The organism is Curtobacterium sp. GC_Cur_3 (genome assembly GCF_026544205.1).
In the GTDB taxonomy this organism is placed as follows: domain Bacteria; phylum Actinomycetota; class Actinomycetes; order Actinomycetales; family Microbacteriaceae; genus Curtobacterium.
Genome location: NZ_JALNUI010000002.1, coordinates 89105 through 114747, shown reverse-complemented (window position 1 = coordinate 114747; position 25643 = coordinate 89105). Strand labels below are relative to the sequence as shown.

Sequence of the window (25643 nt, the reverse complement as noted above, 5' to 3'; positions counted from 1 at the left end):
ACGTGACGGTCGTACCGGCAGGATGGCATCGACGGCACGGACGCCCGCGGCCCCGCGCGGCTCACGCTGTCACCGGACTGTCACACGCCTGCCGCGGTCGAGCCACGCCGGCGCTCCAGACTCATGGACATCCGGACCAGGAGGACCCCATGCCGAGACCCGCCAGACTCCCCCGCCGCACCGGGCTCACCGCGACCGCCGCGGCCGTCGCCACCGCGATCGTGACCTGCGTGGCAGCATCGCTGAGCATGAGCGCGCTCGGCGCCCCGCTCCAGGACGGCACGCCCGTGTCGACGACCATGACCGCCACCAGCGCGTACTTCGCCGGCTGTGGGCGCGAGGCCGTCTCCTCGCCGCTCACGATCCCGATCTGGTGCGCGTCGACCGACCAGGTGCTGCAGGACCTCACCTGGTCCTCGTGGGGCGGGCAGACGTCCCGCGGCGTCGGCAGCTTCGTCGACAACCCCTGCGACTGCGCGAGCGGGGAGCTGCACCGGTACGCGGTCGCGGTCGCCTTCCACGACCGGGTCGACGTCGCCGGCACCACCCGGTACGAACGCCTCCGCATCACCTTCGCGAACGGCCGCCCCGCGTGGGCCAGCCGCCCGACGATGTCCTTCCGCTGGAGCGACCAGGGGTTCGTCACCGACCAGGTGCTCTCGTGACGGACCCGGGTGACGGCGGCGCGATGGTGCTCCTCGCCGAGGACGACGACGACGTCCGCGAGACCACGCGCCTGCTGCTCCTCCGACGGGGCTTCCGCGTCCAGGAGGCCCGCGACGGCGTCGTCGCACTCGACCTCGCCCGGGCCGCCCTGCCCGACATCGCCCTGGTCGACGTCGCCATGCCGCGGATGGACGGGATCGCCCTCGCACGGGAACTCGCCGAGCTGGCCGTCCCCGTGGTGTTCCTCACCGCCAGGGACCTGCCCACCGACATCGCCGGCGGGCTGCACGCCGGCGCGGACGACTACGTCACGAAGCCGTTCGACCCCGACGTCCTCGCCGCCCGGCTCACCGCCGTCCTCCGTCGCACCGGCGCACGACCGGCACGGACGGAACGGCTCGGCGCCCTGGTCGTCGAGCACGACGCCAAGCGGGTGCTGCGCGGTGCGACCCCGATCACGCTCAGCGCGACGGAGTTCCGCGTCCTGCAGGCCCTCCTCGCGAACCGCGGTGCCGTGCTGTCCCGCGAGCAGGTGGTCGCGATCGTGTGGGGCTCCACGTGGCAGGACCCGCGGATCGTGGACACGAACGTGCAGCGCCTCCGCCGGAAGCTCGGGGTCGACGTCGTCGAGACGGTCCGCGGCTTCGGCTACCGGGTCGCGGCGGCCGGCCCGTGACGACCTGGAGCTCGACGCCGGGGACGACGGCCCCGCGCCCGGTCATCACCACGCACGTGCCCTGGCACCGCTCGCTCCGGGTCAGGACCGCCGCCGCCATGGCCCTGCTCGCCCTCACCCTCGTCCTCGCCGCCGGGGCGGTCTTCGCGCACACGTCCATCACGGGCGCCCGCGACCAGCTCCGCACGCAGGCCACCGCCCAGCTCCGCGAGATCGCCGCGACCGACGCGTTCGGCGGCGCCCTGCCGTCGCGTGCCACCCGCGACCCCGCCGCACTGCCCGCGGAGCTCCGCGGGGCGTTGGACGCACGTGCCGTCGTGACGTACGACGACGGCACCTCGATGTGGGCCGCCCGGGGCGAGGGCGCCGACCTGCTCGCGACGCGCGTCTCCGGCGCACCGGTCCGACAGCAGTGGGCCGACCTGGTCCGCACCTTCGCGGTGAGCGGCGCCGGTGCCGCGCTGATCGCCGCGCTGGTGTCCTGGTTCGTCGCCGGACGGCTCACCCGACGGCTCCGCGTCACCGCCAGCACCGTCAACGACGCCATCGCGGGTCGGCAGGCGGACCGCCCGACCGCCGAGGACGACGAGGTGGGCGTGCTGTCCCGCGGCATCGCGGACACCGCTGCCGCGCTCGCCGTCCGGCTCGAACAGGAGCGCGCCGTCAGCGCCGACGTCGCCCACGACCTGAAGACCCCCCTCACGGCGCTCAGCAGCGCAGCCGCGCTGCTCGGGAACGACGAGGACGCCGACCGCATCCGACGACTCGTGCGGCGGCTGCGCGATCTGGTCGACGACCTCCTCCGGCTCGCCCGCGCGCAGCACGACGCCCCGGCCTCCGACGTCCGGCCACGGTCCCTCGCGCGGTCCGTCGAACGGGTGCTCGCCGAGTCCCCGTCGAGCCACGTCCCGGTCCGGGTGCTCGCGGACGCCACCGTCGGGCTCGACCCCGACCGACTGGCACGGGCCCTGACGAACCTGGTCGGCAACGCGGAGCGCCACGGCGACGGCGACGTCGAGGTGGTCGTCGACGGCACCGAGGTCCGCGTCACCGACCGCGGGCCGGGGTTCCCCGAGGCGCTCCTCGCGGAGGGACCTCGGCGGTTCGGCGCGCTCGGCACCGCCGGCGGCACCGGGATCGGCCTCGCGATCGCCCTGCACCACGCCGACGCCACGGGAGCGCGGGTCGTGCTCCGCAACACCGACCGGGGCGCGAGCGCGAGCCTGGTCTTCGACCAGGCCCTGTCACCGGACTGACACACGCCTGCCGCAGCCGAGCCACGTCCCGGACGCACGCTGGTCCCATGACCACAGCACGCGTACGGACCATCCTGCCGATCATCGGCGTCACCGCGATGGCGCTCCTGCTGACCGCCTGCTCCGGCGGCGGCACCGGAGCCGCGACCGCCGCCCACCCGTCGACCGGGGCCTCGACCGGCACCTCGACGTCCGCCAGTCCCACCACCGGCCCCACCACCGCTCCGAGCCGGTCCACGCCCGCCGCGACGACGCCGTCCAGCGCTGGCAGCACCGCGGCCCCGGCTCCCTCCCGCGGCTCCGGGACGGCCGCCGCTCCCGCACCCGCCAGCACCACCTCCGGCGGCACGGCGAGCACACGGTGCGCCACCTCCCAGCTCACCGGGTCGGTCGCGGACGGCGGCGGCAGCAGCGCGGGCGCCACGCGGGTCGCGATCATCCTGCGCAACACCGGCGCGCGGTCCTGCACCCTGCAGGGCTGGCCCGGCGTCTCCTTCGTCGGGGGCGGCAACGGAACCCAGATCGGCAACGCGGCGACGCTCGACCGCTCGACGCCGCACCAGACCCTCACCCTCCGACCGTCCGGTGAGGTCCAGGCGGTGGTGACCGTCAGGGACGCCGGCGACTGGGACTCCGCCACGTGCCACCCGCGCGTGACCGACGGCTTCCGCGTGATCCCGCCGGGATCGCGCCAGTCGCTCTTCGTCCCCGCCACCGGGGCGCTGTTCGAGTCCTGCGCTGCGCCGGCGGTCCACCAGCTCAGCACGAGCGCGCTCGCGTCGTTCTGACGCCACCACCCACCGGACGGGAGGCTCACCCCGCGACCGCCACCGAGCCTCCCGTCCGGCAGTGCTGACCACCGCCACCGGCGACGCCGGAGGTGCGCGACGGCCGCAGCAGCCCTAGGGTGGCTGCTGCACCACGCTGTCGGGGATCATCGGGGGGACCATGGCTGGGGAACTACGGGTCGATGCGGGCGGGCTGTCGTCGCTGGTCGGCGACCTGAACGTCCACGGCGGGAGCGCCGGGCAGCAGGCGGCCGCCGCCGACGCCGCGCTGAGCACGGCTGTCGCCGCCGCCACCTCGCCACAGCTGAGCGGTGCCCTCGGACGGCTCGCCGGCCGCTTCCGTGGGCGCAGCGACGACATCGGTGTCCGCATGACGAGCCTCGCGGCGTCGCTCACCACGGCGCACGACGCGATCACCGCGACCGACAGCCACCTCGCTGCCGACGTCAGCGGCATGGGCCGGTGAGCGTCCTCGCCGGCGCGCTGACCGCCGCCGACGTCACGGACGTCACCGACGACGCCGCCGCGCTCCGCTCGGCCGCCCAGCGGTTCGCCGCCGCCACCGACGGCGTCCTGTCCGCCGCGACCGCCGCGTCGCGGTCCTGGTCCGGGCTCCCCGCCGTCTTCACCTCGGACGCCCTGCAGCCGGCGCTGACGCCGCTGATGGACCCGGCGGTGACCAAGGCCAGGCACCTGCAGAGCGCCGGGGACGCGTTCCTCCGGGTCGCGACCCGCGCCGCGAGCCGGACCGAGGAGCTCGCGCAGGAGCACGACGCGCTCGTCCGGCAGATCGACGCCTTCCACGCCTCGGCCCCCGGGCAGGTCGCCGCCGAGGCCGCCAAGGCTGCGTCCACCGGGGACCTCCTCGGCGCGGTCGGGGCCGTCGTCAGCAACTGGCAGCAGGTCCCCGCGCTCGTCACCGAGGAACTCGGGCTGCGCATGCGGGTGCAGGCGCACAACGACCACGTCACCGCGACGCTCGACGCCGTCGCAGCCGAGCTCGACGGGATCACGCCGTCGACGGTCGACGCCCACGCCGTCCACACCGCCGCCTCGGTGTCCAGCACCACGGCCGGAGGCGGCGGCAACTGGTTCGAGGACGCCTGGCACACGGTGAAGACCGTCACGGAGCTCGGCGTCACGATCGCCGGCGCGCAGGCCACCGCCGGACTCCCCTACCTGCAGGACGCCGCAGCGACTGCCGGCAACGTCTTCGCGTCCCTCGGCAACGCGATGGTGAACCACCCGGACGAGGTCCTCGAGCTCCTCGGCGGCCTGGCGACGATGGCCGGCGGCGCCGCCATGGAGGGCGGCGGTGTCGCCCTCGACCTGACCGTCGTCGGTGCACCCGCGGGTGTCGCGCTGAACATCTCCGGCGCGGGCGTCATCGCGGCCGGAGCAGCCCTCGCCGGCACCGGGGCGCTCGGGCTCGGCGTGCACGCGATGACCGACGACCGGAGCACCCCGTACCGGACGGACAACGCCGAACGCGCCAGGAACGCCAAGGAGCCGAACGAGCAGCACCCGGGGCGGAACAACGACGGGACGTACCGGTCGGAGAACAACGACTCGGCCCGCGTCGACGCCGCGCAGAAGGAAGCCGACGGCCTGAAGCAGGTCGAGAAGCAGCTCGGGACCACGGTCGACACCACCAAGGTCAAGGCCACTGTCGACGGCGTCCCGAACGGCCGCATCTACGACGGCCTCGTGCAGAAGGCCGACGGCACCTACATCGGCGTCGAGATCAAGAGCGGCACCGCCGTCCGCTCACCGGCGCAGCGGGAGTTCGACGCGGCCATCAGCCCCGAGAACCCGGCCTACGCCACGCTCAACGGCAAGGTCATCAAGATCACCGAGTTCATCGAGCGGAAAGTACCCTGACACCGATGTTCATCATGACCACCAACGCCGAGTCGAGCATGCCGCTCATCGACAGCATCCGGCCGTTCCGTGACCAGATCCGCTTCAACCTCGGCCAGCTCGACAACGACGAGGACTGGTCCTACCAGCTCTGGTTCGTCCCGGACAGCGCCGGGTGGCCCGACGCGCCGGGCTACGACGACGAGGACTGGAACAGCCGGTACATGCAGGCCGGTGGGAGCGCCGAGCGCATGAGCGTGGAGCTGCAGCGCGTCGAACACGGCGAGCTGCGCCACTGGGTCGTCGGCCGGCCGCACGACCTCACTGAGCCCCTCTCCGAGGCCGTCAACGTCGCGGGCACCGACCACGCCGTGCACCCGGCAGAGGTGTTCGACGCGGACGAGGCGACGGACCTCTTCTTCCACTACTTCACGGACAGCGGCACCGTCCCCGACGGGTACGTCCTGCGGCTCCTCGACCTGTCGTAGCGCTCGGGTCGCCCGCCTCGTGTTCGTCCACACGGTCAACAGCGCCAGCACCTCGAAGCTGTCGAATGAATTCCGCTCCCACCGCGACCAGATCCGGCGCATGCTCGGTCTGCTCGACGGCACGAGTGAGGGCCGCTTCGCCTACCAGCTCTGGTTCGTCCCGGACGAGGCTGGCTGGCCCGACGGTCCCGGCTACTCGAACGAGGACTGGAACAGCCGCTACATCCAGGCCGGCGGGAGCGCCGACCGCATGAGCGTGGAGCTGCAGCGTGTCGAGGGCGGCGAGCTGCGCCACTACGTCGTCGGACGGCCGCACGACCTCGGCGAGCCGCTCTCCGAGACCGTGGACGTCGCGGGCACCGACCACGCGATCCACCCAGCAGAGGTGTTCGACGCGGACGAGGCGACGAACCTCTTCTTCCACTACTTCGGCGACAGCGGCACCGTGCCAGACGGGTACGTCCTGCGGCTCCTCGACCTGTCGTAGGGGTCCGGGACCTGCGCCGATGTGCATCGTCCGCGCAGCGCATCAGGGGCGGTCCTGGTCCTCGCCGTCCCACAGGTCCGCGCACTCGAGGGGCTCGGCGCCGTGCACCCGGAGGTACTCGCCCGCGCCCCGGTCACCGGCGAGCGCGGCGTCGAGCGCGTCCCAGTGCGCCCGACCGATCAGGACCGGATGCCCGGGTCGCCCGCCGTACACGGCACGGCGGAGCGTCTCCGGTCCGACACCGGTCCCGCCGAGCACCCGAGCGACGGCCGACGGCGGCAGCCGCGGGGTGTCGACGAGGGTGACGATCGCGGCATCGACGTCACCACGGGATCGGAGCGCACGGAGCCCGGCACGGAGCGACGCACTCACACCCGCGCGCCAGTCGTCTGCCGTGACGAGCGTGGCTGGCTGGTCGTGGTCCTCCTCGGACCGGAGGAGCTCGCTCGCCTGCGTCCCGGCGGCCCCGAGGACGACGGTGACGTCCGGACAGCCACCGTCCCGCAGCGCCCGCACCGCGATCGACGTCCAGAGCACACCGGCGGAGTCACGGACGAGCCCCTTCGGCTGACCCATCCGCGTCCCCTGTCCCGCGGCCAACACCAGGCCGGCGACGTGGGTCACGGCTGTGCCGGACTCACGACCGTGCCCGACTCACACGAAGCCCGGCAGGGATGCCCAGGCTGCCGGGGCTTCCGGCACACCGTCGCGGATCACCGTGCCGGAGATCAGCCCGTACGGACGGTCGGCCGCGTAGAAGACCTCGTTCGGGTTGTCGAGGCCGAACGGCGTCAGGTCGACCAGGAAGTGGTGCTTGTTCGGCATCGAGAACCGGACCTCGGCGAGCTCGGGGAACGTCTCGATCGCCGTGGCGCCCATCGCGAAGAGCGTCTGCTGCAGCGCGAGCGAGTGCAGTTCGCCGAAGGTGGCGAGCATGCGTTCGAGGACCGCGGCGTGCAGCGTGTTCCAGTCGATGCCCGCGTCCACCGCCTCGGGCAGGTACCGCCAGCGCGCCGTCACCGAGGTCGCCAGGATGCGGTCGTCGGTCTCGCCCAGGGTCGTGTAGCGGTCGCGGGGGAACCCGTGGAACTCGCTGCCGGTCGACTTGAGCACCGTCAGGTCGGTCACGCCGGCCACCACGTGCACGTCGTCGCCGTCGAACTGCACGACAGCGGTGCGCGTGCCGCTGCCCGACCGCACGAACGCGTGGTCGTGTTCCTGGCCGTCGACGGAGATCCGCGACCAGGCGTGCTGGTCGGCGGACAACGTGGCGCCGTCGTACCAGTCGTACGCCGTCGTGAAGTGGCGGCCGAGGCGCAGCAGGAACTCCTCCGGGCTGTGCACGCCGTGTTCCCGCGCGAAGGCGTAGACCGTGTTCTTCTGCGTGTCCGTGGCGACGACGTTCGCGTTGTCGCCCGACGTGTACGAGTCGGCGAGGGCCGCGCCGCGCAGCTGGGTCGATATCGTCAGGTCCTCGATCTCGTGCCGCTCGGTGTCGCGGGTGACGCGCACCAGGCGGACCTCGGCCTTGCCGTACTGGTTCGCGCCGAGACGCACGGTGGAGGTGGGGATGACGGGCTGTTCGGTGGTGTCGGTCATGGCGATCAGTTCCCTCGGTAGGTCGAGTAGGCGAAGGGGTTGAGCAGCAACGGCACGTGGTAGTGCGCCGTGGGTTCGGTGGGGACGGTGATCACGACGTCGACCCGGGGGTGGAAGGCCGTCACGCCCTGCGCCCGCCAGTACTGCCCGGTGGCGAACGAGAGCGTCCAGTCCCCCGGCTCGAGCGCATCGGGCCCGAGTGCGGCGATCCGGCCCGCGGAGTCGGTCGTGCCGGTCGCGACCACGGCGCCGGACGGACCGGTCAGGGTCACGTCGACGCCCACAGCGGGCATGCCACCGGTGGTGTCGAGCACGTGGGTCGTCAGGTGGCTCATGCGACGCTCCGGTCCAGTCGCAGCAGGGCGATCTCGCGCAGCTGGTCGGCGACCTCCGCACGCTCGGTCGTGTCGTCGTTGCCGAGCCGACGGTCCAGCTCGGCGAGGATCTCGGGCGCCGTCCGCCCGGCCGCCCGGATCAGGAAGACCCGGTCGAACCGCTGCTCGTAGGCGGCGTTGCCCGCGCGGATCGCCTGCGCGGTGCTGTCGTCCGCACCAGCCGAGGACGACTGCTCGTGCCGGGATGCCGCTGCTGCCGCGGTCTGCCCCTCCGGCCGGTCGCCGATGCGCGGGTGGTGCGACAGTGCCTCCGTGACCTCGTCGTGCGTCCACGTCGCGGCGAGCGCTGCCGCCCGCGCCCGGAGTCCGGCGACCGAGCCGTAGGGCCGGCCGTCCAGGACGGCGGCGACCCATCGTGGGACCGCAGCCCACGTGCTGACCAGCTCCCGAGCCTCCAGGCTGTCCAGACGGTCGAAGTCCCGGATGTCCATCGGTCCTCCGTTCACGGTGCCGCCACCTCGTCGAGTGCGTCGTAGGCGTCCGCGATCGCGGCGACGCGCGCTCGGCCGGCGGCGCCGCTCGCGGTGTAGACGTCGTTCGCGAGGGCGGCGACGACGGCCGCCGGTGCCGCGAGGCTGTCGAAGGCGGACGGTGAGTCCACCGGGCAGATGACGACCGTCCGCGCCGGAGCCGCGAGCACCGCGCCGGTGGGGTCGGTCAGCACGATGACGTCGGCTCCGGCCTCCGAGCAGCGTGCGACGACCCGCCCGACGACGGCGGCGTGGCGACGGATCGAGACCACGACGACGACGTCCTCGGCGTCGAGGTCCGCCAGCTCCTCGCCCAGGCTCTGTCCGGCGGCTGGTGCGAGCCGGACGTCGGCGCGCACCTGCGCGAGCTGGGCGCGGAGCTGCAGGGCGAGCGGGTGGGCGTTGCGCAGGCCGATCACGGTCACCCGGCGTGCGGCGACGATGCGGCGCGCGAGGCCCGGCCGGTCGGCGCGCGCCAGGGAGGTCAGCGCGGCGTCGAGGTTCCGGCCCTCGACCGTCCGCTCGTCGACGTCCGGGGACCGCGTGGCTGCCCAGGGCAGGCCGGAGCCGCGCGCGACGAGCAGGGACGCACGGACCTCGCCGGCGTCGCGGAACCCGAGCGCGCGCACGAGCCGGCTGACGGTCGCCTTGGACGTGCCGGACTCGGCTGCCGTCTCGGCCGATGTGCGCAGGAGCAGCAGGTCGGGGTCGGTGCGGACGAGGGCGGCCACGCGCCGTTCGGCCGGGGTCAGGTCGTCCCACAGCGCGTCGATCCGCGAGCGCAGGTCGATGGTCACGGCGCGACCCCCGCGTCCGATGCGTCGGACCCGGCGACGCCCGCGGCCACGGCCAGCACCGCTGTGGTCATCGCGTCGATGCCCACGGCGATGTCCTCCGTCGACACGAACTCGTCCGGGTGGTGGCTGATGCCGCCCGGGTTGCGGAGGAACAGCATCGCGACGTCCGTGACCCGGCCGAGCGACATCGCGTCGTGTCCGGCCCGCGAGAAGAGCTCGAGCGGCTGCTCCTGCCCGGTCGCGGTGATCCCGGCGCGCACGGCGTCCATCAGGTGGGGCGCACACAGGACGGCGGGTGCCCGGTGGACCTCGCTCGCCGTGACCTCGAGGCCCCGGCGGTCGGCGATCTCAGCGAACGCCTGCTCGATCGCGTCCCACACCCGGTCCCGGCCTTCGTCGAACTCACCGCGCAGGTCGACCGAGAACCGGGCGTGCCCGGGGACGACGTTCACCGCGCCGGGTTCGACGTGCATCGAGCCGACCGTGCCGATGTGCTGCTCGGCGATGCAGATCCGCTCCACGGCGAGCGCCGCCTCGGCTGCACCGAGCAGCGCATCGTGCCGCATCTCGTACGGGGTGCCGCCCGCGTGCCGGGCCTCGCCGACCACGTCGACGCTGAACCGTCTGGCTGCCGCGATGCTCGTGACGACGCCGAGCGCCTGTCCGGCTCGTTCCAGGTGCGGGCCCTGCTCGATGTGCGCCTCGAGGTACCCGGCCAGGGTCGTCGGGTCGACCGCGGCCTCGTGCACCCGCGCTGGGTCCAGGCCGTGGGCGGTGAACGCGTCGCGGAGGGAGATGCCGTCCTCGTCGGTCAGGTCCCACCACGCGTCGTCCCACACGCCGGCCATCGCCGACGACCCCATGAGCGCCTTGCCGAAGCGGGTGCCCTCCTCGTCGGAGAACGCGACGACCTCGATCGCGACGGGGAGGTCCGCCACCCGGTCTCCGAGCATCTCGACGACGGCGATGCCGGTCAGGACACCGACGATCCCGTCGTAGCGGCCGGCGTCCACGACGGTGTCCAGGTGCGACCCGATGAGCAGGACGGGCCGGGCATCGTCGCCGGCCACGCGGCCGTGCAGGTTGCCGGCGGCGTCCTCCCAGGTGCGCAGTCCGGCCGCCGCCATCCACCCGGCAGCGAGCGCGTCGGCACGGGCGTGCTCCGGCGACAGGTACACGCGGCAGATGCCCTCGGCCGACGAACTGATCCCAGCGAGGTCGTCGCAGCGGTCCGCTACGACCCGCGCGAGGGCGGTGGCCGGACGGGAGGCACGACTCACCGTGACCCCGCCGCCACCGTCACCGGGGTGGTCGCGCTGGACCGAACTGCGTCACGCGTCGCACTCGCGTACACGTCGAGTGCCGCGTCGACGCCGGCGCCCTGCGGCACCGCCGCACCGCCGCGCCGCAGGCACTGCTCGAGCGCCGACAGCGTGGTGACGACGGTGTCCTTCCGGGCGTTGACGCCCATCGTGCCGATCCGCCAGACGCGACCGTGGAGGGGTCCGAACGAGGTCCCGATCTCGATGCCGTGGTCCTCGAGCATCGCGGAGCGCACGGCGTCACCGACGACGGTCTCCGGGATCTCGACGGCGACGACGTTGTGCATCTTGTGGCCGACGTCGCCGAAGACCCGCAGTCCGAGCGCCTGGACGCCCTCGAGCATCGCGCGGCCCGCCGTCTCGTGCCGTGCGCCGACGGCCTCCAGGCCCTCCTCGAGCACCACCCGCGCGCACTCGCGCGCGACGTAGAGCATGGTCGTCGCCTCCGTGTGGTGGTTGAGCCGTCGCGGGCCCCAGTAGTCGAGGACCATGCCGAGGTCGAAGTAGTTCGAGCGGATCGGGTCGTCCTGCACGTCGTCACCCGGCTCGCGGATGCCGGCCTCGATCGAGCTGCGCGAGCGGACGACCTCGGTCGCGCGCTCGGACAGGCTGGTCGGCGAACTGCCGGAAGGACCGGCCAGGCACTTCTGCAGCCCGGCGGTCACGGCGTCGATGCCCCACGCGTCCATCTCGAACGGGTTGCCCACCAGGCTCGCGGTGGTGTCCGTGTAGAGCAGCACCCCGTGCCGGGCACACACGGCGCCGAGGTCCTCCAGCGGCTGGTTCATCGTGGTCGAGGTGTCGCCCTGGACCACGGCCAGGACCTTCGGCTTCGTGGCGATGATCGCCTGCTCGATGACCGACACCGGGAAGACCTGTCCCCAGTCGGTCTCGATCGTGTGGACCTCGGCCTGGGCACGCCCGGCGATCTCGGCGAGCAGGTGCCCGAACCGGCCGAACACGGGGACCAGCACCCGGTCGCCCGGAGCGAGGAGCGACACGAGCGCCGCCTCGATGCCGGCGCGCGAGGTGCCGTCCACCAGGATCGTGGCGTCGTTGCGGGTGCGGAACACCTGGCGGTAGAGCTCCTGGGTCTCGGTCATCGTCGCCGTCATCCAGGGGTCGTACTGCCCGACGAGCGGTGCGGACGCCGCGCGGAGGACCCGCGGGTCGGCGTTGACCGGGCCGGGCCCCATCAGGAGTCGTGCGGGCGGGTCGACTGGCTGCATCGGGTGTTCCTTCCGTTCCAGGATCGATCGTAGGGAACGCGTGTTTCAGCCACGTGACAGCGGTGTTGCGGGCCCGGCCCGAGCCTCCAGGCAATCGTCAGCCGACCAGCGCGACCGCCAGGTCGACCAGCGCCACGTCGGATCCCGGCGCGCCGACCAGGCAGACGCCGACCGGCGCACCGTCGACGGTGAGCGCCGGCGCGGACACCGCGGGCGCGCCCGCGATGCCGGCCACGGCCGTCATCTGCAGGGTCGCGGTGCGGGTCCGGTCCACGGCAGCCGCATCGGCGGTCCGGAGCGGGGCGGGACCAGGGACGGTCGGGAGGCACAGCACCCCTCCGGCGAGCACGTCACGGACCGCGGACCGGAACGTCACGAGCCGCGCGCGGGCGTCCTGCTCGGTGGAGGCCGTCACGACCTCGGCCGCGGCGAACCGGGCGGCGACGTCGGGACCGATCGCACCGGGGTGTGCGGTGACCCACGCGCCGTCGTTCCGCCACGCCTCGGCGGCCTGCACCGTCCGGACGACCTCGGCGAGCTCGTCCAGGGGCGGCAGCTCGACGGTGGTGACGGTGCGACCGGTGCGGGCGAGGAAGGCCTCGAAGGCCGCTCGGGTCGCGGGGTCGACCGTGCGCATGAGCTCGTCGGCGACGAGCAGGTCCGACGAACCTGGTCCGGGGTCCCCCAGGGCCACGACTGCGGCGGCGCGCAGGGTCGCTGCGTCACGAGCCAGCCAGCCGACGGTGTCGAAGGTCTGGGCCAGGGGCAGGAGCCCCTCCCGGGGAACCGCGCCGTGGGTCGTCCGGAGGCCCCACAGCCCCTGGTACGAGGCCGGCACCCGGACGCTGCCGGCGGTGTCGGTGCCGAGGGCCAGGTCCGCCTGTCCCAGTGCCACCGCGGCGGCCGCTCCGGAGGTCGAGCCTCCCGGCATCCGCTCCGGCGCGGCACCGTTCGGCGGGGTCCCGGTGTGGGCGTTCCGCCCGGCGATGCTGTACGCGAACTCGTCGGTCCTGGCGATGCCGGTGACCGACGCGCCGGCGTCCAGCAGCACCTGCACGGCGGGGGCGTTCGCGACGGAGACGGACGCGCCGCGCTCGTACTCGGGGTTGCCGGCGCCGACGACCTGGCCGCGGACGGCGAACAGGTCCTTCACCGCGACGCGGACGCCGGCGAGCGGCGCGTCGGGCCGGGTGGTACCGGGCACGAGCGGGTCGCCGACGACGCGCCACATCGTCCGGTCGACGGCGGCGGCACGGCCGGTGACGTGCGCAGCGGCGATGCGCCAGACGCCCGGTCCGACCTGCGCTCCGGGTCGGTCGGGTCCGTCTGGTCTGTCGCTCCGGCGCCAGAGCTGCGTCTGCAGTCCCTGCCCGCCGCCCGTGAAGTGCGACGTGGCGACGACCAGCACGGTGTCATCGGTGAGGACCCGGAGCTCGGTGCGGCCGATCCGCCGCGCAGCGATGCCGCCGCGGGCGGATCGGAAGGCGCTGATCCGGTCGTGACCGACGAGGAGCCCGGCGGCGTCCCCCCGGATCGTGTCCGGCCCTGGCTCGAACGACGCGTCGAGCACGGCGACGTCGTCGGCCGCCAGGGCGGCCTCGTACCGGTCGAAGGCGGCACGGAGCCCGGCCGGCCAGGTGGGCTCCGGCCGTGTCCGCTCAGCCACGGGGCACCGCCGCGAAGTCGGCCTTGCGGACGGTCGCGTGCACGCCGCAGACCAGGTCGACGACCTGCGAGATCCGGAAGTCGGTCGTCGCGCTGAGGTACGCGTAGGCGATGTGCTCGTCCACGCCCCAGCGCGCCCGCAGCAGCACGATCGCCTGGCGGACACACGTGCGGAGGGCCTCGTCCAGGTCGGCGTCGAGGCCCGTCGGCACGAGGAACTCCGTCGTCTCGCCGAGCGGCCCGGCGAGCTCGCCGAACTCCTGCAGCGCACGGGCCCGCGGGACGACGTCGATCCGGTAGGTGGCGCGGAGGGAGGCCTCCATCGCGGTGAGGGCGACCTCGCCGTCCCCCTGGGCGAAGTGCGGGTCGCCGACGTAGACACCGGCACCGGGCACCTGGACGGGCAGGTGGAGCGTCGAACCGACCGTCAGCAGCGCGATGTCGATGTTGCCGCCGTGGGCCCCGGGCGGGACGGAGTGCGGCCGGGCGGAGTCCGCGACCGTGACGCCGACGATGCCGGCGAAGGGCCGCAGCGGGAACGTGATCAGACCGGGTCCGCCCTCGACGACGGGCAGGCGTCCGTGCAGCTCGCCGTCCTGCTCCACGACGTCGGCGTAGACGCTCACGGCCAGCTCACCCCGGGGCAGCTCGCCGTGCAGCGCTCCGCGGCCGTGCCGGTTCGAGATGATGCCGTACGGCACGCGGGGCAACGCCTCGAGCAGGGTCATCGACACGACGTCGCCGGGCTCCGCACCGTCGACCGCGACCGGGCGGGACACCACGTGCGGGCCGTCCGTCCGCCCGCGTTCCGCCGACCTCGCGATGCCCACGGCGTCGTCGAGCACGAGCTCGCGCGGGACCCCGTGCCGGCCGAAGAACGCCACCGGGTCGCGGCCCTGGTCGTCGAGGACCCCCTCGTGGCTCACGGTGTCGAACGTCACGGTGGACCCAGGGGCCACGGTCAGGACCGGCGCGTCGTCACGTGCGGGGAGGCGACCCCAGAGCACCTCGCCGGGTGCGGACGACACCAGGTGGTCGCCGAGGACCGGGCCGACGCCCGGTTGCAGGACCCCGTGTGGCAGGACCGCAGCGAGGTCCGAGGGCGTGGGACGCCGGGCGCGGGTGACGTCGCCGGCGACGTCACGGTCGACGAGTTCAGACACGACTGAGCAGCCTTCCGTCGGTGGCGGTGACCCCGCCGGTGGCCGTGGCGACCCGGTTGCCGTGCAGCCACGTCTCGAGGACCCGGCCACGCACGGTCGCACCGTCGTAGGCGGAGATCGGGTTGCGGTGCTCGAGCGCCTCGGCGTGCACGGTCTCCGTCGCGTCGGGGTCGAACACGACCAGGTGCGCGAGGGCGCCGGGTGCGATCACGCCGCGGTCACCGAGCCCGACCAGCGCCGCAGGACCCGTGGTGAACGCGGGCAGGAGCCGGTCGAGCGGGAGGCCGCGGCGCACGGCCTCCGTCCACGTCGCCCGGAAGCCGACCTGCAGTCCGGCGATCCCGCCCCACGCCAGCCCGAAGTCGCCGCCGGTGCCGCGCTTCAGGTCCACCGTTGAGGGCGAGTGGTCCGTCACGACCAGGTCGATCGTCCCGTCGAGCAGTCCGTCCCAGAGCGCGTCCTGGTTGCCGGCGTCGCGGATCGGCGGGCAGCACTTGAACTCGGTCGCGCCGTCCGGCACGTGGTCCGCGTCGAGCGTCAGGTAGTGCGGGCAGGTCTCGACCGTGATCGGCAGCCCCTCGGCCTTGGCCGCTCGCAGCATCGGCAGCGCACCGGCGTCCGACAGGTGCAGCACGTGGGCACGGGCGCCGGTCGCGCGGACCCCGTCGATCACCCGGGCGATCGCGTCCTCCTCGGCGACGGGGGGCCGCGAGTCGAGGAACGCGCGGTACCCGGTGCCGAGCGCACCGTTCGCTGCCAGCCGGTCCGGGTCCTCCGCGTGCACGATGAGCAGGCCGTCCAGGGCAGCGACCTCCGCCAGCGCGGCACGGAGCCCGGCGGCGTCGAGGTGACCGAACTCGTCGACCCCCGACGGCGCCAGGAAGCTCTTGAACCCGAAGACCCCGGCCTGCCACAGCGGGCGGAGGGCACCGGCGTTCTCGGGGACCGCGCCGCCCCAGAACCCGACGTCGACGGCGACGCGTCCCTCGGCAGAAGCCCGCTTCACCGCGAGGGCGCCGACCGTCGTGGTCGGCGGGACCGAGTTCAGCGGCATGTCGACGATCGTCGTGACACCGCCCAGGGCGGCAGCGCGCGTGGCCGAGGCGAAGCCCTCCCACTCCGTGCGGCCCGGTTCGTTGACGTGCACGTGCGTGTCGACCAGCCCCGGCAGCAGCACTGCGCCGGTCGGCACCTGCACGACCGCGTCGACCGTGACGTCGGCGTCGACCGGCAGCACCGCCTCGACGCGGCCACCACGGACGACCACGGTGGCGGGCCGGAAGGCGCCGTCCGTCCAGACGCGGTCACCGCGGAACGCCGTGGAGGCCCGGCTCGCCTCCGGCACGTCGGTTCGGGATCCGTTCATGACGCCGAGGATCGCACAGCCGTGTTTCCAGGATGCGTCGGCTGTTCCCGGGCCGTAATGCCCACGAAACACCGGGATCGTACGCTCGTGCTCCACCGAGACTCGGGTCCCCAGGCAGGAGGTCGTCATGCACAGCACGTGTCAGGACCGCCCCGCCAGAGCGTGGAACCGGGGCATGATCGCGCACGGTCGACGGCCGGCGTCCGTCCTGACCCCGTCGTCCCCTGCCTCGATCGGAACCCCTGACCATGGACCTCACCACCGTCCGCTCCGTGCGGACGCCGTCGCACCGCGACGACATCACCCTCGCCCCCGGTGAACACCTGCTCGGTGGCGGCACGTGGCTGTTCTCCGAGGAACAGCCGGACCTGGTCGGCCTCGTCGACCTGACGGCGCTCGGCTGGCCCGACCTCGAGCGCACCGACGACCTGCTGACGATCGCTGCCACGTGCACGATCGCGACGCTCGTCGGGACCACGCCGGACGCGGACTGGTCCGCCTGGCCGCTGGTCGCCCGGTGTGCGAACGCGCTGCTGGCGTCGTTCAAGATCTGGAACACGGCGACCGTCGGCGGGAACGTCGGCGTCGCGCTGCCCGCCGGGGCGATCACGGCGTTGCTGGTCACGCTGGACGCCGTGGCGGTCGTCTGGACGCCGGACGGCGGCGAGCGCCGGGTGCCCGTCGAGCGACTCGTGCTCGGCGTCCGGTCGATCGACCTGGCGCACGGCGAGGTCATCCGCGCGTTCGAGGTCCCGACGCGTGCACTCCGAGGTCGCACCGGGTACCGCCGGACCGCCCTCAGCCCGCACGGCCGCTCCGGGACACTCGTCACCGCACGCCGGGACGACGACGGCTTCGTGCTCGTGGTCACCGCCGCGACGCCTCGGCCGCTCGTCCTCCGCTGGGAGGCAGTGCCGGACGACGCCACGGTCGTCGCCGCGCTGGACGCGCACCGGGACTGGTACGACGACCCGCACGGCTCCCCCGCGTGGCGTCGGGCCGTGAGCACCCGCTTCGCGCAGCAGCTCCGGGCCGAAGCACAGGCACAGGTCGGCGGTGCGGCATGAGGTTCGACGTCGACGGACACCGGCACGACGCCGACCCGCAGCCCGGTCAGGTCCTCCGCACGCTCCTGCGCGAACAGGGCGTCACCGCCGTCAAGAAGGGGTGCGACTCCGGCGACTGCGGTGCCTGTTCCGTGCTGGTCGACGGCGACCCCGTGCACTCGTGCATCTACCCGGCGCACCGCATCGACGGGCGCAGCGTCACCACGGCAGCCGGTCTCGGCACCCCCGACGCCCCGCACCCGGTGCAACGGGCGTTCGCCGACGCCGCCGCGTTCCAGTGCGGCTTCTGCACCGCGGGCATGGTCGTCACCGCCTCCACCTTCGGCCCGGACGACCTGGCCGACCACCACCGCCGGCTCAAGGGCAACCTCTGTCGGTGCACCGGGTACCGCGCGATCGAGGACGCCCTGGCCGGGGTCGTCAACACCGTCTGCGCCGCTCCCGGGGACGCCGTCGGGACGTCGGTCCGAGCTCCGGCGGCCGCGCGCATCGTCTCCGGGCGCGAGGAGTACACGCTCGACGTCCCGCCCGTCGGCGACGTGATGAGCACCGAGACGCTCCTGCACCTGGCCGTGCTCGGCAGTCCGCACGCGCACGCCCGCATCGCCACGATCGACACGTCCGCCGCCGAGGCGCTGCCGGGCGTGCACGCCGTGCTGACCTGGCGCGACGACCCGGGCGTGCTCTTCTCGACCGGTCGGCACGAGTCGCGCCTCGACGACCCCGACGACACGCTGGTGCTCGACCGGGTCCTGCGGTTCCGCGGGCAGCGGGTCGCCGCGGTCGTGGCCGACAGCGTGCGGATCGCCGAGCAAGCCTGCGCGCTCCTCGCCGTCACGTACGAGGTGCTGCCGAGCGTGCACGACACCGACACCGCTCGAGCACCGGGTGCGCCCCTGGTGCACGGCGAGAAGACGACCGCCGAACACCGCATCGCCGAACCCGGGCGCAACGTCGTCGCCGCGCTGCACGGCGAGACCGGCGACGTGGACGGCGCGCTGGCGACCTCGGCCGCGACGGTCGACGGCACCTGGACCACCGGCCGGGTCTCGCACGCGGCGCTCGAGACCCACGCCACCCGCGGTCGGTTCGACGACGACGGCCGCCTGGTCCTGCGCACCGCGACACAGGTCCCGTTCCTGGTCCGTGACGAGATCGCCCGCGTGTTCGGCCTGGAGCCCGACCGCGTGCGGGTCATCGCCAAGCGGGTCGGCGGCGGCTTCGGCGGCAAGCAGGAGCTGCTGACCGAGGACCTCGTGACCCTGGCCGTGCTGCGGACCGGCCGCACCGTGCAGTACGAGTTCAGCCGGCGTGACGAGTTCACGACGGCACCGACCCGACACCCGATGCGAGTCCGGGTGCGCCTGGGCGCGACGGCCGACGGCAGGCTCACCGCGCTGCACGTCGACCAGTCGATGGACACCGGGGCGTACGGCAACCACGGCATCGGCGTGATGTTCCACTCCGTCAGCGAGTCCGTCGCCGTCTACCGGTGCACGAACAAGCGCGTCGACGCCGAGTCCGTCTACACGAACAACCTGCCCTCGGGGGCGTTCCGCGGCTACGGCCTGGGGCAGGTGGTCTTCGCCGTCGAGTCCGCGATGGACGAACTGGCCCGCCGACTCGACATCGACCCGTTCGAGCTGCGGCGCCGCAACGTCGTCGTGCCGGGTGACCCCCTCGTCGTGACGGACCCGGACGAGGAGACCGACCTGCACTTCGACGGCAGCTACGGACTCGACCAGTGCCTGGACCTGGTCGAGCGCGCACTCACGCCGGGCCCCGACACCACTGTCCGTGACGCCCTGCTGCCCAGGATGGACGGCCCCGCGCTCGACGACTCCGCCGACTGGGCGTACGGCACCGGCATGGCGCTCGCGGCCATCGCCACCCTGCCGCCCCGGGGCCACCACGCGCACGTCACCGTCGCGCTCACCGGCGAGGGGCGCTACCGCATCGGCGTCGGCACGGCGGAGTTCGGCAACGGCACCACCACCGTGCACACGCAGCTCGTCGCCACCGCGCTCGGCACCACCCCGGAGAAGATCGAGGTCCACCAGTCGGACACGGACGCCACGCGCTACGACACCGGGGCGTTCGGGTCCGCCGGAGTCGTGGTCGCCGGCAAGGCCCTGTACGCCGCTGCCACCGCGCTCCGCGAGCAGGTCGTCGCACGGGCCCTCACCGTCGTGGCGGACTCGACGCCCCGCACCGCCTCCGGGGTCCTCGGTCCCGCCACCGTCCTCGGTCCCGACGGCGTCCGGATCGGGGACGTCCACGTCCCCACGGACGAGCTGCTCGCCGACGGGCCGCTCATCGCCCACGGTCAGCACGACGGCACGCCCCGCTCGCTGGCCTTCACGGTGCACGGAGTCCGGGTCGCCGTGCACCGGCCGACGGGCGAGGTCCGGGTGCTGCAGAGCGTGCAGGCCGTCGACGCCGGCACCGTGCTCAACCCCGAGCAGCTGCGGGGCCAGGTCGAGGGCGGTGCAGCGCAGGCGATGGGGTCGACGCTGTACGAGGAGGTCGTGCTCGACGGCGCCGGCCGGGTCACGACGGACAGCTTCCGGAACTACCGGGTGCCGAAGATCTCCGACGTCCCGGCGACCGAGGTGCTCTTCGCCGAGACGCACGACCCGCTCGGGCCGCTCGGCGCGAAGTCGATGAGCGAGGCGCCGTACAACCCCGTCGCCCCCGCGGTGGCGAACGCGGTCCGCGACGCCATCGGGGTCCGCCCCCACCGGCTCCCGATGACCCGCGACCGGGTCTGGGCCCTGGCGAACGGAGGGACACGCTGATGTTCGAACTCGCGGACCGGCTGCTGGCCGTGCTCGACACCGGCGGGACGGTCGTCGTCGCCACCGCGGTCGACATCGTGGGCAGCGCCCCGAACGGCACCGGCACCTCGATGGCGGTGCTGCCCGGCGGCCAGGTCGTCGGGACGATCTCCGGCGGGTGCGTCGAGGGGGCGCTCCACACCGTCGCCGAGGAGGTCCTGGAGACAGGCGACGCGGTCCTCGAACGCTTCGGCTTCGCGGACACGGACGCAGACGCAGACGCAGACGCAGACGCAGACGACTCAGCCACGGCGCCCGACGCCGCCTGGGCCGCCCCGGCCCTCCGCTGCGGTGGCCGCGTCGATGTGCTCGTGCACCGCGTGACGCCCGCCGACACCGTCGTCGTCGAGGCCTTGCGCCGTGCCGCCGCCGGCGTCCCGACCTCGCTCGGCCTGTCGCTCGCACCCGCCACGCTCGGCACGCCCGTGACGAACCCCGACGGCTGCGGCGGCCGCGTGTTCACCGAGCACGCGGGCGGTCGTGCACGCTGTCTGGTCGTCGGCGCCGTCGAGTTCGCGGTCGCCGTGACGAACGCCGCCGCGATGCTCGGGTACGCCGTGTCGGTCTACGACCCGAGCCCGGTGTTCCTGACGCCCGAGCGGTTCCCCGCGGCGCAGGAGCTCGTCCTCGGGTGGCCCGCCCGCACCCTCGCCGACACCGCCATCGACGGGAGCACCGTCGTCGTCGTGCTCTCCCACGACGACCGCTTCGACGCCGCCGTGGTCGACATCGCCCTGCGCCGGGGTGCCGCGTACGTCGGCGCGATGGGCTCCCGCGCGACCCACGGACGCCGTCTGGCCGAGCTGCGAGAGCTGGGCACGCCGGACCTCGACCGCCTGCGCTCCCCCATCGGACTCGACATCGGCGCCCAGACCCCGGCCGAGGTCGCCGTCGCGGTCATGGCGGAGGTGATCGCGGTCCGGTCCGGCACCGATGCGCGCCCCCTGGCCCATCGCGAGGGTCCCGTCCACCGCCGCCCGCTCGCGGTCGGCTGACGAGCCTCCAGGCCGACCGGCGAGCCCGATGACCACCGCAGCCGGGGCCGGGCACCGTCCCCGGGACCAGCGCGCCGCCGGTCAGGCGGCCGGCGTCCGGGACAGCCGCTCGCGCAGCCGCGCCGCCACCTCGCGCTCGTCCGCGCCGACCAGCTGCCCGTCGCGGACGACCACGCGACCGCCGACGACCACGTGCCGCGGCCGACGCCCGGGCGACGCCCACAGCAGCCCGGCCACCGGGTCGTCGACCCCGGCATCGGCCACGCCGGAGACGTCCCAGACGCACAGGTCGCCGGCCGTCCCGGCACCCAGGTGCCCGAGCTCCGGGCGGCCCAGGCCGGTCGCGGACCCCTCGGTCGCGGCGCCGAGCAGCTGCCGGGCCGACAGCTGCGGGCCGACCAGCGCTGACACCTGCATGGCCAACCGCGCGTCGGCGAGCAGGTGGCCGGCGTCGTTGCTGCCGCCGCCGCTGGTGCCGAGGCCGACCGGGATGCCGGCGTCCAGCAGCCGCGCCACCGGCGCGATCCCCCAGCCCATCGGCACGTCGCAGCCCGGCGCGTGCGTGGCGCTGACCCCGGCCGCGGCGAGCCGGGCGATCTCGTCGTCCGTGACGTCGCAGAGGTGCGCGAGGGTGACGTCCGGCGCGAGCCAGCCCCACTCCTCGAGCAGGTCGACGGGGCGGCGGCCGTAGCGCTCGAGCGCGATCGCGGTGTCGACCTGTTCGTTGGCCTGGGTCCGCCGTCGGAGTCCGTGCCGTGCGGCGACCTCGCCGAGGGCGCGGAACGTCGCCTCACCGTCCGAGTGCACGCCGGCCGGTCCGACCGCGACCTGCAGGCGGCCGTCCGGGTCGGTGCCGCCCACCGCGTCCGGCGCGAGCAGCGCGCTGACGATCGCGTCGGCGGACGCCGCCGCACGCTGCGGGTCGTCCCGAGCCGAACCGCGCACGAAGACCAGTCGGCCGCCGAGGGCACGGACCGCTCCGGCCGTCGCGCTCGCCAGGGCGACCGTGTCCGCGGGCGGACCGTCCGCGGGCCAGTTCAGGTGGTGGTCGGCGATGGTCGTGACGCCGGACAGGAGGCCCTCGGCGGCCCCGACGGACGCCGCCAGTCCGTAGAGCTCGGGGTCGTGACCGACGCGCGCGTACGCGCCGGCCATGGTCGGCAGCCAGTCCGCCATCGGCACGCCACGTGTCCCCGGCAGCGTCCGGAAGGCCGTCTGCAGCAGGTGGTGGTGCGCGTTCACCAGGCCGGCGGTGACGACGCAGCCGGATGCGTCGAGGACGGAGGCGTCGGGGCTGTCGTCCTCGAGGACCACGTCGCCGACGCGCTCGGTCCGCGGGTCGACGAGGACACGGACGGCGCCGGAGACGGTGAGCATGACGTTCGTTCTAGCAGGGGTGCGTTTCGGGCTCGTGTCGGGGCGACATCTGCCGGTAACACCCACGTGACACGGCCCTCCTAGGGTCGCCGCATGACCAAGACCCTGATCCGCGGCGGTTGGGTCCTGACCGCCGCACCCGCCACCTCGCCGACGCCGGCCGCGATCCGGGACGGTGCCGTCCTGCTCGACGGACCCCGCATCGTGGCGGTGGGGACCTTCGCCGAGCTCGCGGCGGAGCACCCCGACGTGGCCGTCCGGGGCGGCGCGGACGACATCGTGACGCCGGGGTTCGTGAACACGCACGGGCACTTCAGCGAGGGGCTCATCACGGGCATCGGCTCGCAGTACACGCTGTGGGAGTGGCTGCAGGAGCTCATCTCGCACGTCAACCCGGTGATGACGCGCGACAAGGCGTACGCCGGGACCCTGCTGCAGGGCATCCAGATGCTGCGCAGCGGTGTGACGACCGCCAACGACATGTTCTGCTCGGACCCGATCCTCGGCGAGCCCGCGACCCCGGGCGTCGTCCAGGCGCTCGACGAGCTGGGCCTGCGCGGCATCGTCTCGTTCGGGTCGGGCGACGTCGACCGCGGCTTCGGGCCGGCGCCGATCCTGGAGGAGTTCCACGCCCTGCGCGAGGCGGCCGACGCCAGCCGGTACAGCACCTTCCGTGTCGGGATGTCCTCGATCGGCCGGTACACCGACGCGGCGTGGGAGGAGCACATCGGGTACGCGGTCGACGGCGGGCACGGCATCCACGTCCACATCCAGGAGGTCCGCGAAGAGGTCACCGCCGCACGGCAGCGCACCGGCAGGACCGTCGTCGGGCACGCCGAGGCGACGGGCATGTTCGCGGTGCCGGTCATCGCCGCGCACAGCGTGTGGGTCGACCGCGACGACCGCGAGCGCTACGCGGCGAACGGCGTCGGCGTCGCGCACAACCCGGTCGCGAACGGCATCCTGGCCAGCGGCATCGCGCCCGTCGCGGAGATGCGGGCACTGGGGATCCCGGTCGGCATCGGCGTCGACGGCCCCGCCTCGAACGACTCCCAGGACTTCCTGCAGGCGATGAAGACGGCCGCGCTGCTGGCCCGGGTCCGTGACCTGCAGGCCACGGCGATGAGCGCCCGCGAGGCCTTCGAGATGGGGACCATCGGCGGTGCGCAGGCGCTGCGGATGGAGGACGAGATCGGGTCGCTGGAGCCGGGCAAGCGGGCCGACGTCGTCGTGTTCGACGGCAACGGACCCACGCTCGCGAACGTGCACGACCCGTACCAGGCCGTCGTGTTCGTCGCGGGCAGCCGCGAGGTCCGCGACGTCTGGGTGGACGGTGACCTGAGTGTGGAGCAGTTCGAGGTGACGAAGGTCGACGTGGCCGAGGTGGTCGCCCGGTCGCGGCCACTGGCCCGGCAGCTGGTGCGCGAGGCGGGGCTCGAGCGGCTGTCGGCGCTGACGGGCGCCCCGCTGGACGACACCGAACGGCCCTAGCGGGCTGGCCGCCGGGCAGCCCTGCTGGCGCTACAGCTCGAGCACCAGCTTCGGGCACCCGGCGGCGGCCCGCGAGACGCAGATCATCATCGTCCGGTCGTCGGCCTGCTCAGCCGGGCTCAGGACGGTGTCGCGGTGGTCGACCGAGCCCTCCAGCACGGGGGTCTCGCACGTGCCGCAGGTGCCCTCGCGGCAGGACGACAGGACGAACACACCGGCGTCCTCGGCGACGTCGAGCAGGGACCGGTCTGCGGGCACCTCGAGGGTCAGGCCCGACAGTGCCAGCTCCGCCTCGAACGCCGCACCCGGAGCGGTCGCGTCGGCGGCGGCCTCGAAGTGCTCGACCCGGACGCTGCCGGGCGCCCAGTTCGCCGCAGCCGCCTGGACCGCGTCCATCAGCCGGTCCGGCCCGCAGCAGTACACGACGGCGTCGCGCGGTGCCGCGAGGAGCGCCACCAGGTCGAGCCGGGCACCCTCGTCGGCGGCGGCGACCCTGACGTGGTCGGGGTACCGCTCGGCCAGCTCGGCCGCGAACGCCATCCCGCCACGCGTCCGCCCCGCGTAGTGCAGTTCCCACGGCGTCCCCGCGGTCTGCGCCGCGTCGACCATGGCGACGATCGGTGTGATGCCGATGCCGCCCGCGACGAACACGGCCGGCCGCGTCGGATCGAAACCGAAGTGGTTCCGCGGTCCACCGACCCACAGCTGGTCGTCGACGGCGAGCTGGTCGTGGACCGCGATCGAGCCGCCGCGACCCGGGTGCTCCCGCAGGACCGCGATGCGCCAGTGTCCCTGTGGGGTCGTGGCGACGAGCGAGTACTGGCGCTCGACCCCGGGCACGACCTCGACGTCGATGTGCGCGCCCGGCTCCCACGCCGGCAGGGAGCCGCCACCGACCGGAGCGAGCTCCACGGCGACGACGTCGTGCACGACGAGCTCGCGCGCGACGACCCGCACCCGGTACCGCGCGGCCGCCGCGTTGGTGATGCCGGCGTTCATGCCGCACCCCCGCTGCGCGACGGGCTCTCCTTGACGACGACCAGGTGGAACCGCTCGCCGTCCGGGCTGCACCACCGATGGGGCGTCCCACCGCGGTAGTACGCCGAGTCACCCGGTCCGAGCAGCAGGGGCGCGTCGGCGCCGAGGTCCAGCCGGACCGAGCCGCTGAGCACGTAGAGGAACTCGTCCTCACGGTGCTCGTAGAAGTCGCCGGGGTCGGTGTTCGCACCGGTCCACTCGAGCGGCTCGAACGCGTGTCTGCCGGCGTGGACGAGCAGGCGCGCCTCCCCCTGGGAGAACGGTCCGCGTGCTCCCTGGTCGGAGCGCAGGACGTCGGGACGGGTGTCCTCGGGGTCGCGGGGCTGCGGGTCGCCCGCCGCCAGCAGCTCGACCTGGCTGGTCTCGAGCGCGACCGCGATCTTCTCGAGCGACACCATGCTGGCGCGCGAGTGGCCCCGCTCCAGCTGGCTCAGGAACGGGTGTGACAGGCCGGTCCGTTCGGCGAGCTGGACGAGCGTCAGCGACCGGGAACGGCGCAGCGCCCGGATGTGCTCGCCGATGCGGTGGGCTTGCGCGTCGACCACCCGGGGGTTCGGCGGGACGGTCTCGACGAGGTCGGAGGGCATGTCGACTCCTCGGGGTGGGCCGCT

At 74.0% G+C, this 25643-nt stretch carries 25 protein-coding genes; 12 read left to right on the top strand and 13 right to left on the bottom strand.

Features of this window, described 5'->3' with window-relative positions:
• Positions 1 to 149: 149 nt before the first annotated feature.
• The 8 genes from OXR63_RS01545 to OXR63_RS01510 all read left to right on the top strand — a co-directional run bounded on the left by OXR63_RS01545 (position 150) and on the right by OXR63_RS01510 (position 6221).
• Positions 150 to 665: a hypothetical protein gene (locus tag OXR63_RS01545; RefSeq protein ID WP_267419584.1), complete on the top strand. Its 516-nt coding sequence runs from the start codon at positions 150 to 152 to the stop codon at positions 663 to 665.
• On the top strand, positions 662 to 1342 hold the full coding sequence (locus tag OXR63_RS01540) for a response regulator transcription factor (RefSeq protein ID WP_267419583.1): 681 nt from the start codon (positions 662 to 664) through the stop codon (positions 1340 to 1342). The genes OXR63_RS01545 and OXR63_RS01540 overlap by 4 nt, the downstream gene beginning before the upstream one ends.
• Positions 1339 to 2598, top strand: a complete 1260-nt coding sequence (locus OXR63_RS01535) for a sensor histidine kinase (protein ID WP_267419582.1) — start codon at positions 1339 to 1341, stop codon at positions 2596 to 2598. The genes OXR63_RS01540 and OXR63_RS01535 overlap by 4 nt, the downstream gene beginning before the upstream one ends.
• Before the next feature lie 47 nt (positions 2599 to 2645).
• Positions 2646 to 3386, top strand: a complete 741-nt coding sequence (locus tag OXR63_RS01530; RefSeq protein ID WP_267419581.1) for a DUF4232 domain-containing protein — start codon at positions 2646 to 2648, stop codon at positions 3384 to 3386.
• Positions 3387 to 3546: 160 nt separating this feature from the next.
• Entirely contained in the window at positions 3547 to 3852 is a 306-nt protein-coding gene (locus OXR63_RS01525) for a hypothetical protein (RefSeq protein ID WP_267419579.1), read from the top strand.
• Positions 3849 to 5267, top strand: coding sequence for a hypothetical protein (locus tag OXR63_RS01520; RefSeq protein ID WP_267419577.1), 1419 nt, complete (start codon positions 3849 to 3851; stop codon positions 5265 to 5267). The genes OXR63_RS01525 and OXR63_RS01520 overlap by 4 nt, the downstream gene beginning before the upstream one ends.
• Before the next feature lie 5 nt (positions 5268 to 5272).
• The gene (locus tag OXR63_RS01515; RefSeq protein ID WP_267419575.1) at positions 5273 to 5734 is read left to right on the top strand and encodes a hypothetical protein; all 462 of its coding nucleotides are present in this window, start codon (positions 5273 to 5275) and stop codon (positions 5732 to 5734) included.
• Positions 5735 to 5753: 19 nt separating this feature from the next.
• On the top strand, positions 5754 to 6221 hold the full coding sequence (locus tag OXR63_RS01510) for a hypothetical protein (RefSeq protein WP_267419574.1): 468 nt from the start codon (positions 5754 to 5756) through the stop codon (positions 6219 to 6221).
• Positions 6222 to 6263: 42 nt separating this feature from the next.
• Here the strand turns inward: OXR63_RS01510 and OXR63_RS01505 are convergent, their stop codons facing one another.
• From OXR63_RS01505 to allB, 10 genes are all read right to left on the bottom strand, one after another.
• A complete protein-coding gene (locus OXR63_RS01505; RefSeq protein WP_267419670.1) occupies positions 6264 to 6824 on the bottom strand; it encodes a nucleotidyltransferase family protein in 561 nt (186 codons plus the stop codon).
• Positions 6825 to 6875: 51 nt separating this feature from the next.
• The gene (pucL, locus tag OXR63_RS01500; protein ID WP_267419573.1) at positions 6876 to 7820 is read right to left on the bottom strand and encodes a factor-independent urate hydroxylase; all 945 of its coding nucleotides are present in this window, start codon (positions 7818 to 7820) and stop codon (positions 6876 to 6878) included.
• A 5-nt stretch (positions 7821 to 7825) separates the two neighbouring features.
• Entirely contained in the window at positions 7826 to 8155 is a 330-nt protein-coding gene (gene uraH, locus OXR63_RS01495; protein ID WP_267419572.1) for a hydroxyisourate hydrolase, read from the bottom strand.
• Entirely contained in the window at positions 8152 to 8646 is a 495-nt protein-coding gene (gene uraD / locus OXR63_RS01490) for a 2-oxo-4-hydroxy-4-carboxy-5-ureidoimidazoline decarboxylase (RefSeq protein ID WP_267419570.1), read from the bottom strand. The genes uraH and uraD overlap by 4 nt, the downstream gene beginning before the upstream one ends.
• Before the next feature lie 11 nt (positions 8647 to 8657).
• Positions 8658 to 9482, bottom strand: coding sequence for a MurR/RpiR family transcriptional regulator (locus OXR63_RS01485; RefSeq protein WP_267419569.1), 825 nt, complete (start codon positions 9480 to 9482; stop codon positions 8658 to 8660).
• Positions 9479 to 10762: an allantoate amidohydrolase gene (locus OXR63_RS01480; RefSeq protein WP_267419567.1), complete on the bottom strand. Its 1284-nt coding sequence runs from the start codon at positions 10760 to 10762 to the stop codon at positions 9479 to 9481. The genes OXR63_RS01485 and OXR63_RS01480 overlap by 4 nt, the downstream gene beginning before the upstream one ends.
• Positions 10759 to 12033 carry a pyridoxal-phosphate-dependent aminotransferase family protein gene (locus tag OXR63_RS01475; protein WP_267419565.1) on the bottom strand — a complete coding sequence of 425 codons (1275 nt, stop codon included), beginning with the start codon at positions 12031 to 12033 and terminating at the stop codon, positions 10759 to 10761. Before OXR63_RS01475 ends, OXR63_RS01480 begins: the two co-directional genes overlap by 4 nt.
• Before the next feature lie 97 nt (positions 12034 to 12130).
• On the bottom strand, positions 12131 to 13699 hold the full coding sequence (locus tag OXR63_RS01470) for an AtzH-like domain-containing protein (RefSeq protein ID WP_267419563.1): 1569 nt from the start codon (positions 13697 to 13699) through the stop codon (positions 12131 to 12133).
• Entirely contained in the window at positions 13692 to 14780 is a 1089-nt protein-coding gene (locus tag OXR63_RS01465) for an acetamidase/formamidase family protein (protein ID WP_374116047.1), read from the bottom strand. The genes OXR63_RS01470 and OXR63_RS01465 overlap by 8 nt, the downstream gene beginning before the upstream one ends.
• 73 nt (positions 14781 to 14853) lie before the next feature.
• Entirely contained in the window at positions 14854 to 16227 is a 1374-nt protein-coding gene (allB, locus tag OXR63_RS01460) for an allantoinase AllB (protein ID WP_267419561.1), read from the bottom strand.
• Positions 16228 to 16475: 248 nt separating this feature from the next.
• On the opposite strand from allB, the gene OXR63_RS01455 reads away from it, so the two are divergent.
• Genes OXR63_RS01455 through OXR63_RS01445 form a run of 3 tightly spaced genes read left to right on the top strand, consistent with a single transcriptional unit; the run spans position 16476 to position 21126 of the window.
• On the top strand, positions 16476 to 17294 hold the full coding sequence (locus OXR63_RS01455; protein ID WP_267419560.1) for an FAD binding domain-containing protein: 819 nt from the start codon (positions 16476 to 16478) through the stop codon (positions 17292 to 17294).
• A complete protein-coding gene (locus tag OXR63_RS01450) occupies positions 17291 to 20092 on the top strand; it encodes a molybdopterin-dependent oxidoreductase (RefSeq protein WP_267419559.1) in 2802 nt (933 codons plus the stop codon). The genes OXR63_RS01455 and OXR63_RS01450 overlap by 4 nt, the downstream gene beginning before the upstream one ends.
• Entirely contained in the window at positions 20092 to 21126 is a 1035-nt protein-coding gene (locus OXR63_RS01445) for an XdhC family protein (RefSeq protein WP_267419558.1), read from the top strand. The genes OXR63_RS01450 and OXR63_RS01445 overlap by 1 nt, the downstream gene beginning before the upstream one ends.
• A gap of 81 nt (positions 21127 to 21207) precedes the next feature.
• On the opposite strand, the gene OXR63_RS01440 is transcribed toward OXR63_RS01445, so the two are convergent.
• Positions 21208 to 22503, bottom strand: a complete 1296-nt coding sequence (locus tag OXR63_RS01440) for an amidohydrolase family protein (RefSeq protein WP_267419557.1) — start codon at positions 22501 to 22503, stop codon at positions 21208 to 21210.
• Between the two features lie 93 nt (positions 22504 to 22596).
• On the opposite strand from OXR63_RS01440, the gene OXR63_RS01435 reads away from it, so the two are divergent.
• Entirely contained in the window at positions 22597 to 23994 is a 1398-nt protein-coding gene (locus OXR63_RS01435; RefSeq protein ID WP_267419556.1) for an amidohydrolase family protein, read from the top strand.
• A gap of 30 nt (positions 23995 to 24024) precedes the next feature.
• Here OXR63_RS01435 and OXR63_RS01430 read toward each other — a convergent pair whose 3' ends face one another.
• Positions 24025 to 24993, bottom strand: a complete 969-nt coding sequence (locus OXR63_RS01430) for a PDR/VanB family oxidoreductase (protein WP_267419555.1) — start codon at positions 24991 to 24993, stop codon at positions 24025 to 24027.
• Positions 24990 to 25619: a helix-turn-helix domain-containing protein gene (locus tag OXR63_RS01425; protein WP_267419554.1), complete on the bottom strand. Its 630-nt coding sequence runs from the start codon at positions 25617 to 25619 to the stop codon at positions 24990 to 24992. Before OXR63_RS01425 ends, OXR63_RS01430 begins: the two co-directional genes overlap by 4 nt.
• Between the last annotated feature and the right edge of the window lie 24 nt (positions 25620 to 25643).

Coding starts and splice junctions, on each gene's coding strand:
- OXR63_RS01545 (WP_267419584.1), top strand. CDS start 150: ATGCCGAGACCCGCCAGACTCCCCCGCCGCACCGGGCTCACCGCGACC.
- OXR63_RS01530 (WP_267419581.1), top strand. CDS start 2,646: ATGACCACAGCACGCGTACGGACCATCCTGCCGATCATCGGCGTCACC.
- OXR63_RS01525 (WP_267419579.1), top strand. CDS start 3,547: ATGGCTGGGGAACTACGGGTCGATGCGGGCGGGCTGTCGTCGCTGGTC.
- OXR63_RS01515 (WP_267419575.1), top strand. CDS start 5,273: ATGTTCATCATGACCACCAACGCCGAGTCGAGCATGCCGCTCATCGAC.
- pucL (WP_267419573.1), bottom strand. CDS start 7,820: ATGACCGACACCACCGAACAGCCCGTCATCCCCACCTCCACCGTGCGT.
- uraH (WP_267419572.1), bottom strand. CDS start 8,155: ATGAGCCACCTGACGACCCACGTGCTCGACACCACCGGTGGCATGCCC.
- uraD (WP_267419570.1), bottom strand. CDS start 8,646: ATGGACATCCGGGACTTCGACCGTCTGGACAGCCTGGAGGCTCGGGAG.
- OXR63_RS01475 (WP_267419565.1), bottom strand. CDS start 12,033: ATGCAGCCAGTCGACCCGCCCGCACGACTCCTGATGGGGCCCGGCCCG.
- allB (WP_267419561.1), bottom strand. CDS start 16,227: ATGAACGGATCCCGAACCGACGTGCCGGAGGCGAGCCGGGCCTCCACG.
- OXR63_RS01455 (WP_267419560.1), top strand. CDS start 16,476: ATGGACCTCACCACCGTCCGCTCCGTGCGGACGCCGTCGCACCGCGAC.
- OXR63_RS01450 (WP_267419559.1), top strand. CDS start 17,291: ATGAGGTTCGACGTCGACGGACACCGGCACGACGCCGACCCGCAGCCC.
- OXR63_RS01445 (WP_267419558.1), top strand. CDS start 20,092: ATGTTCGAACTCGCGGACCGGCTGCTGGCCGTGCTCGACACCGGCGGG.
- OXR63_RS01440 (WP_267419557.1), bottom strand. CDS start 22,503: ATGCTCACCGTCTCCGGCGCCGTCCGTGTCCTCGTCGACCCGCGGACC.
- OXR63_RS01435 (WP_267419556.1), top strand. CDS start 22,597: ATGACCAAGACCCTGATCCGCGGCGGTTGGGTCCTGACCGCCGCACCC.
- OXR63_RS01430 (WP_267419555.1), bottom strand. CDS start 24,993: ATGAACGCCGGCATCACCAACGCGGCGGCCGCGCGGTACCGGGTGCGG.
- OXR63_RS01425 (WP_267419554.1), bottom strand. CDS start 25,619: ATGCCCTCCGACCTCGTCGAGACCGTCCCGCCGAACCCCCGGGTGGTC.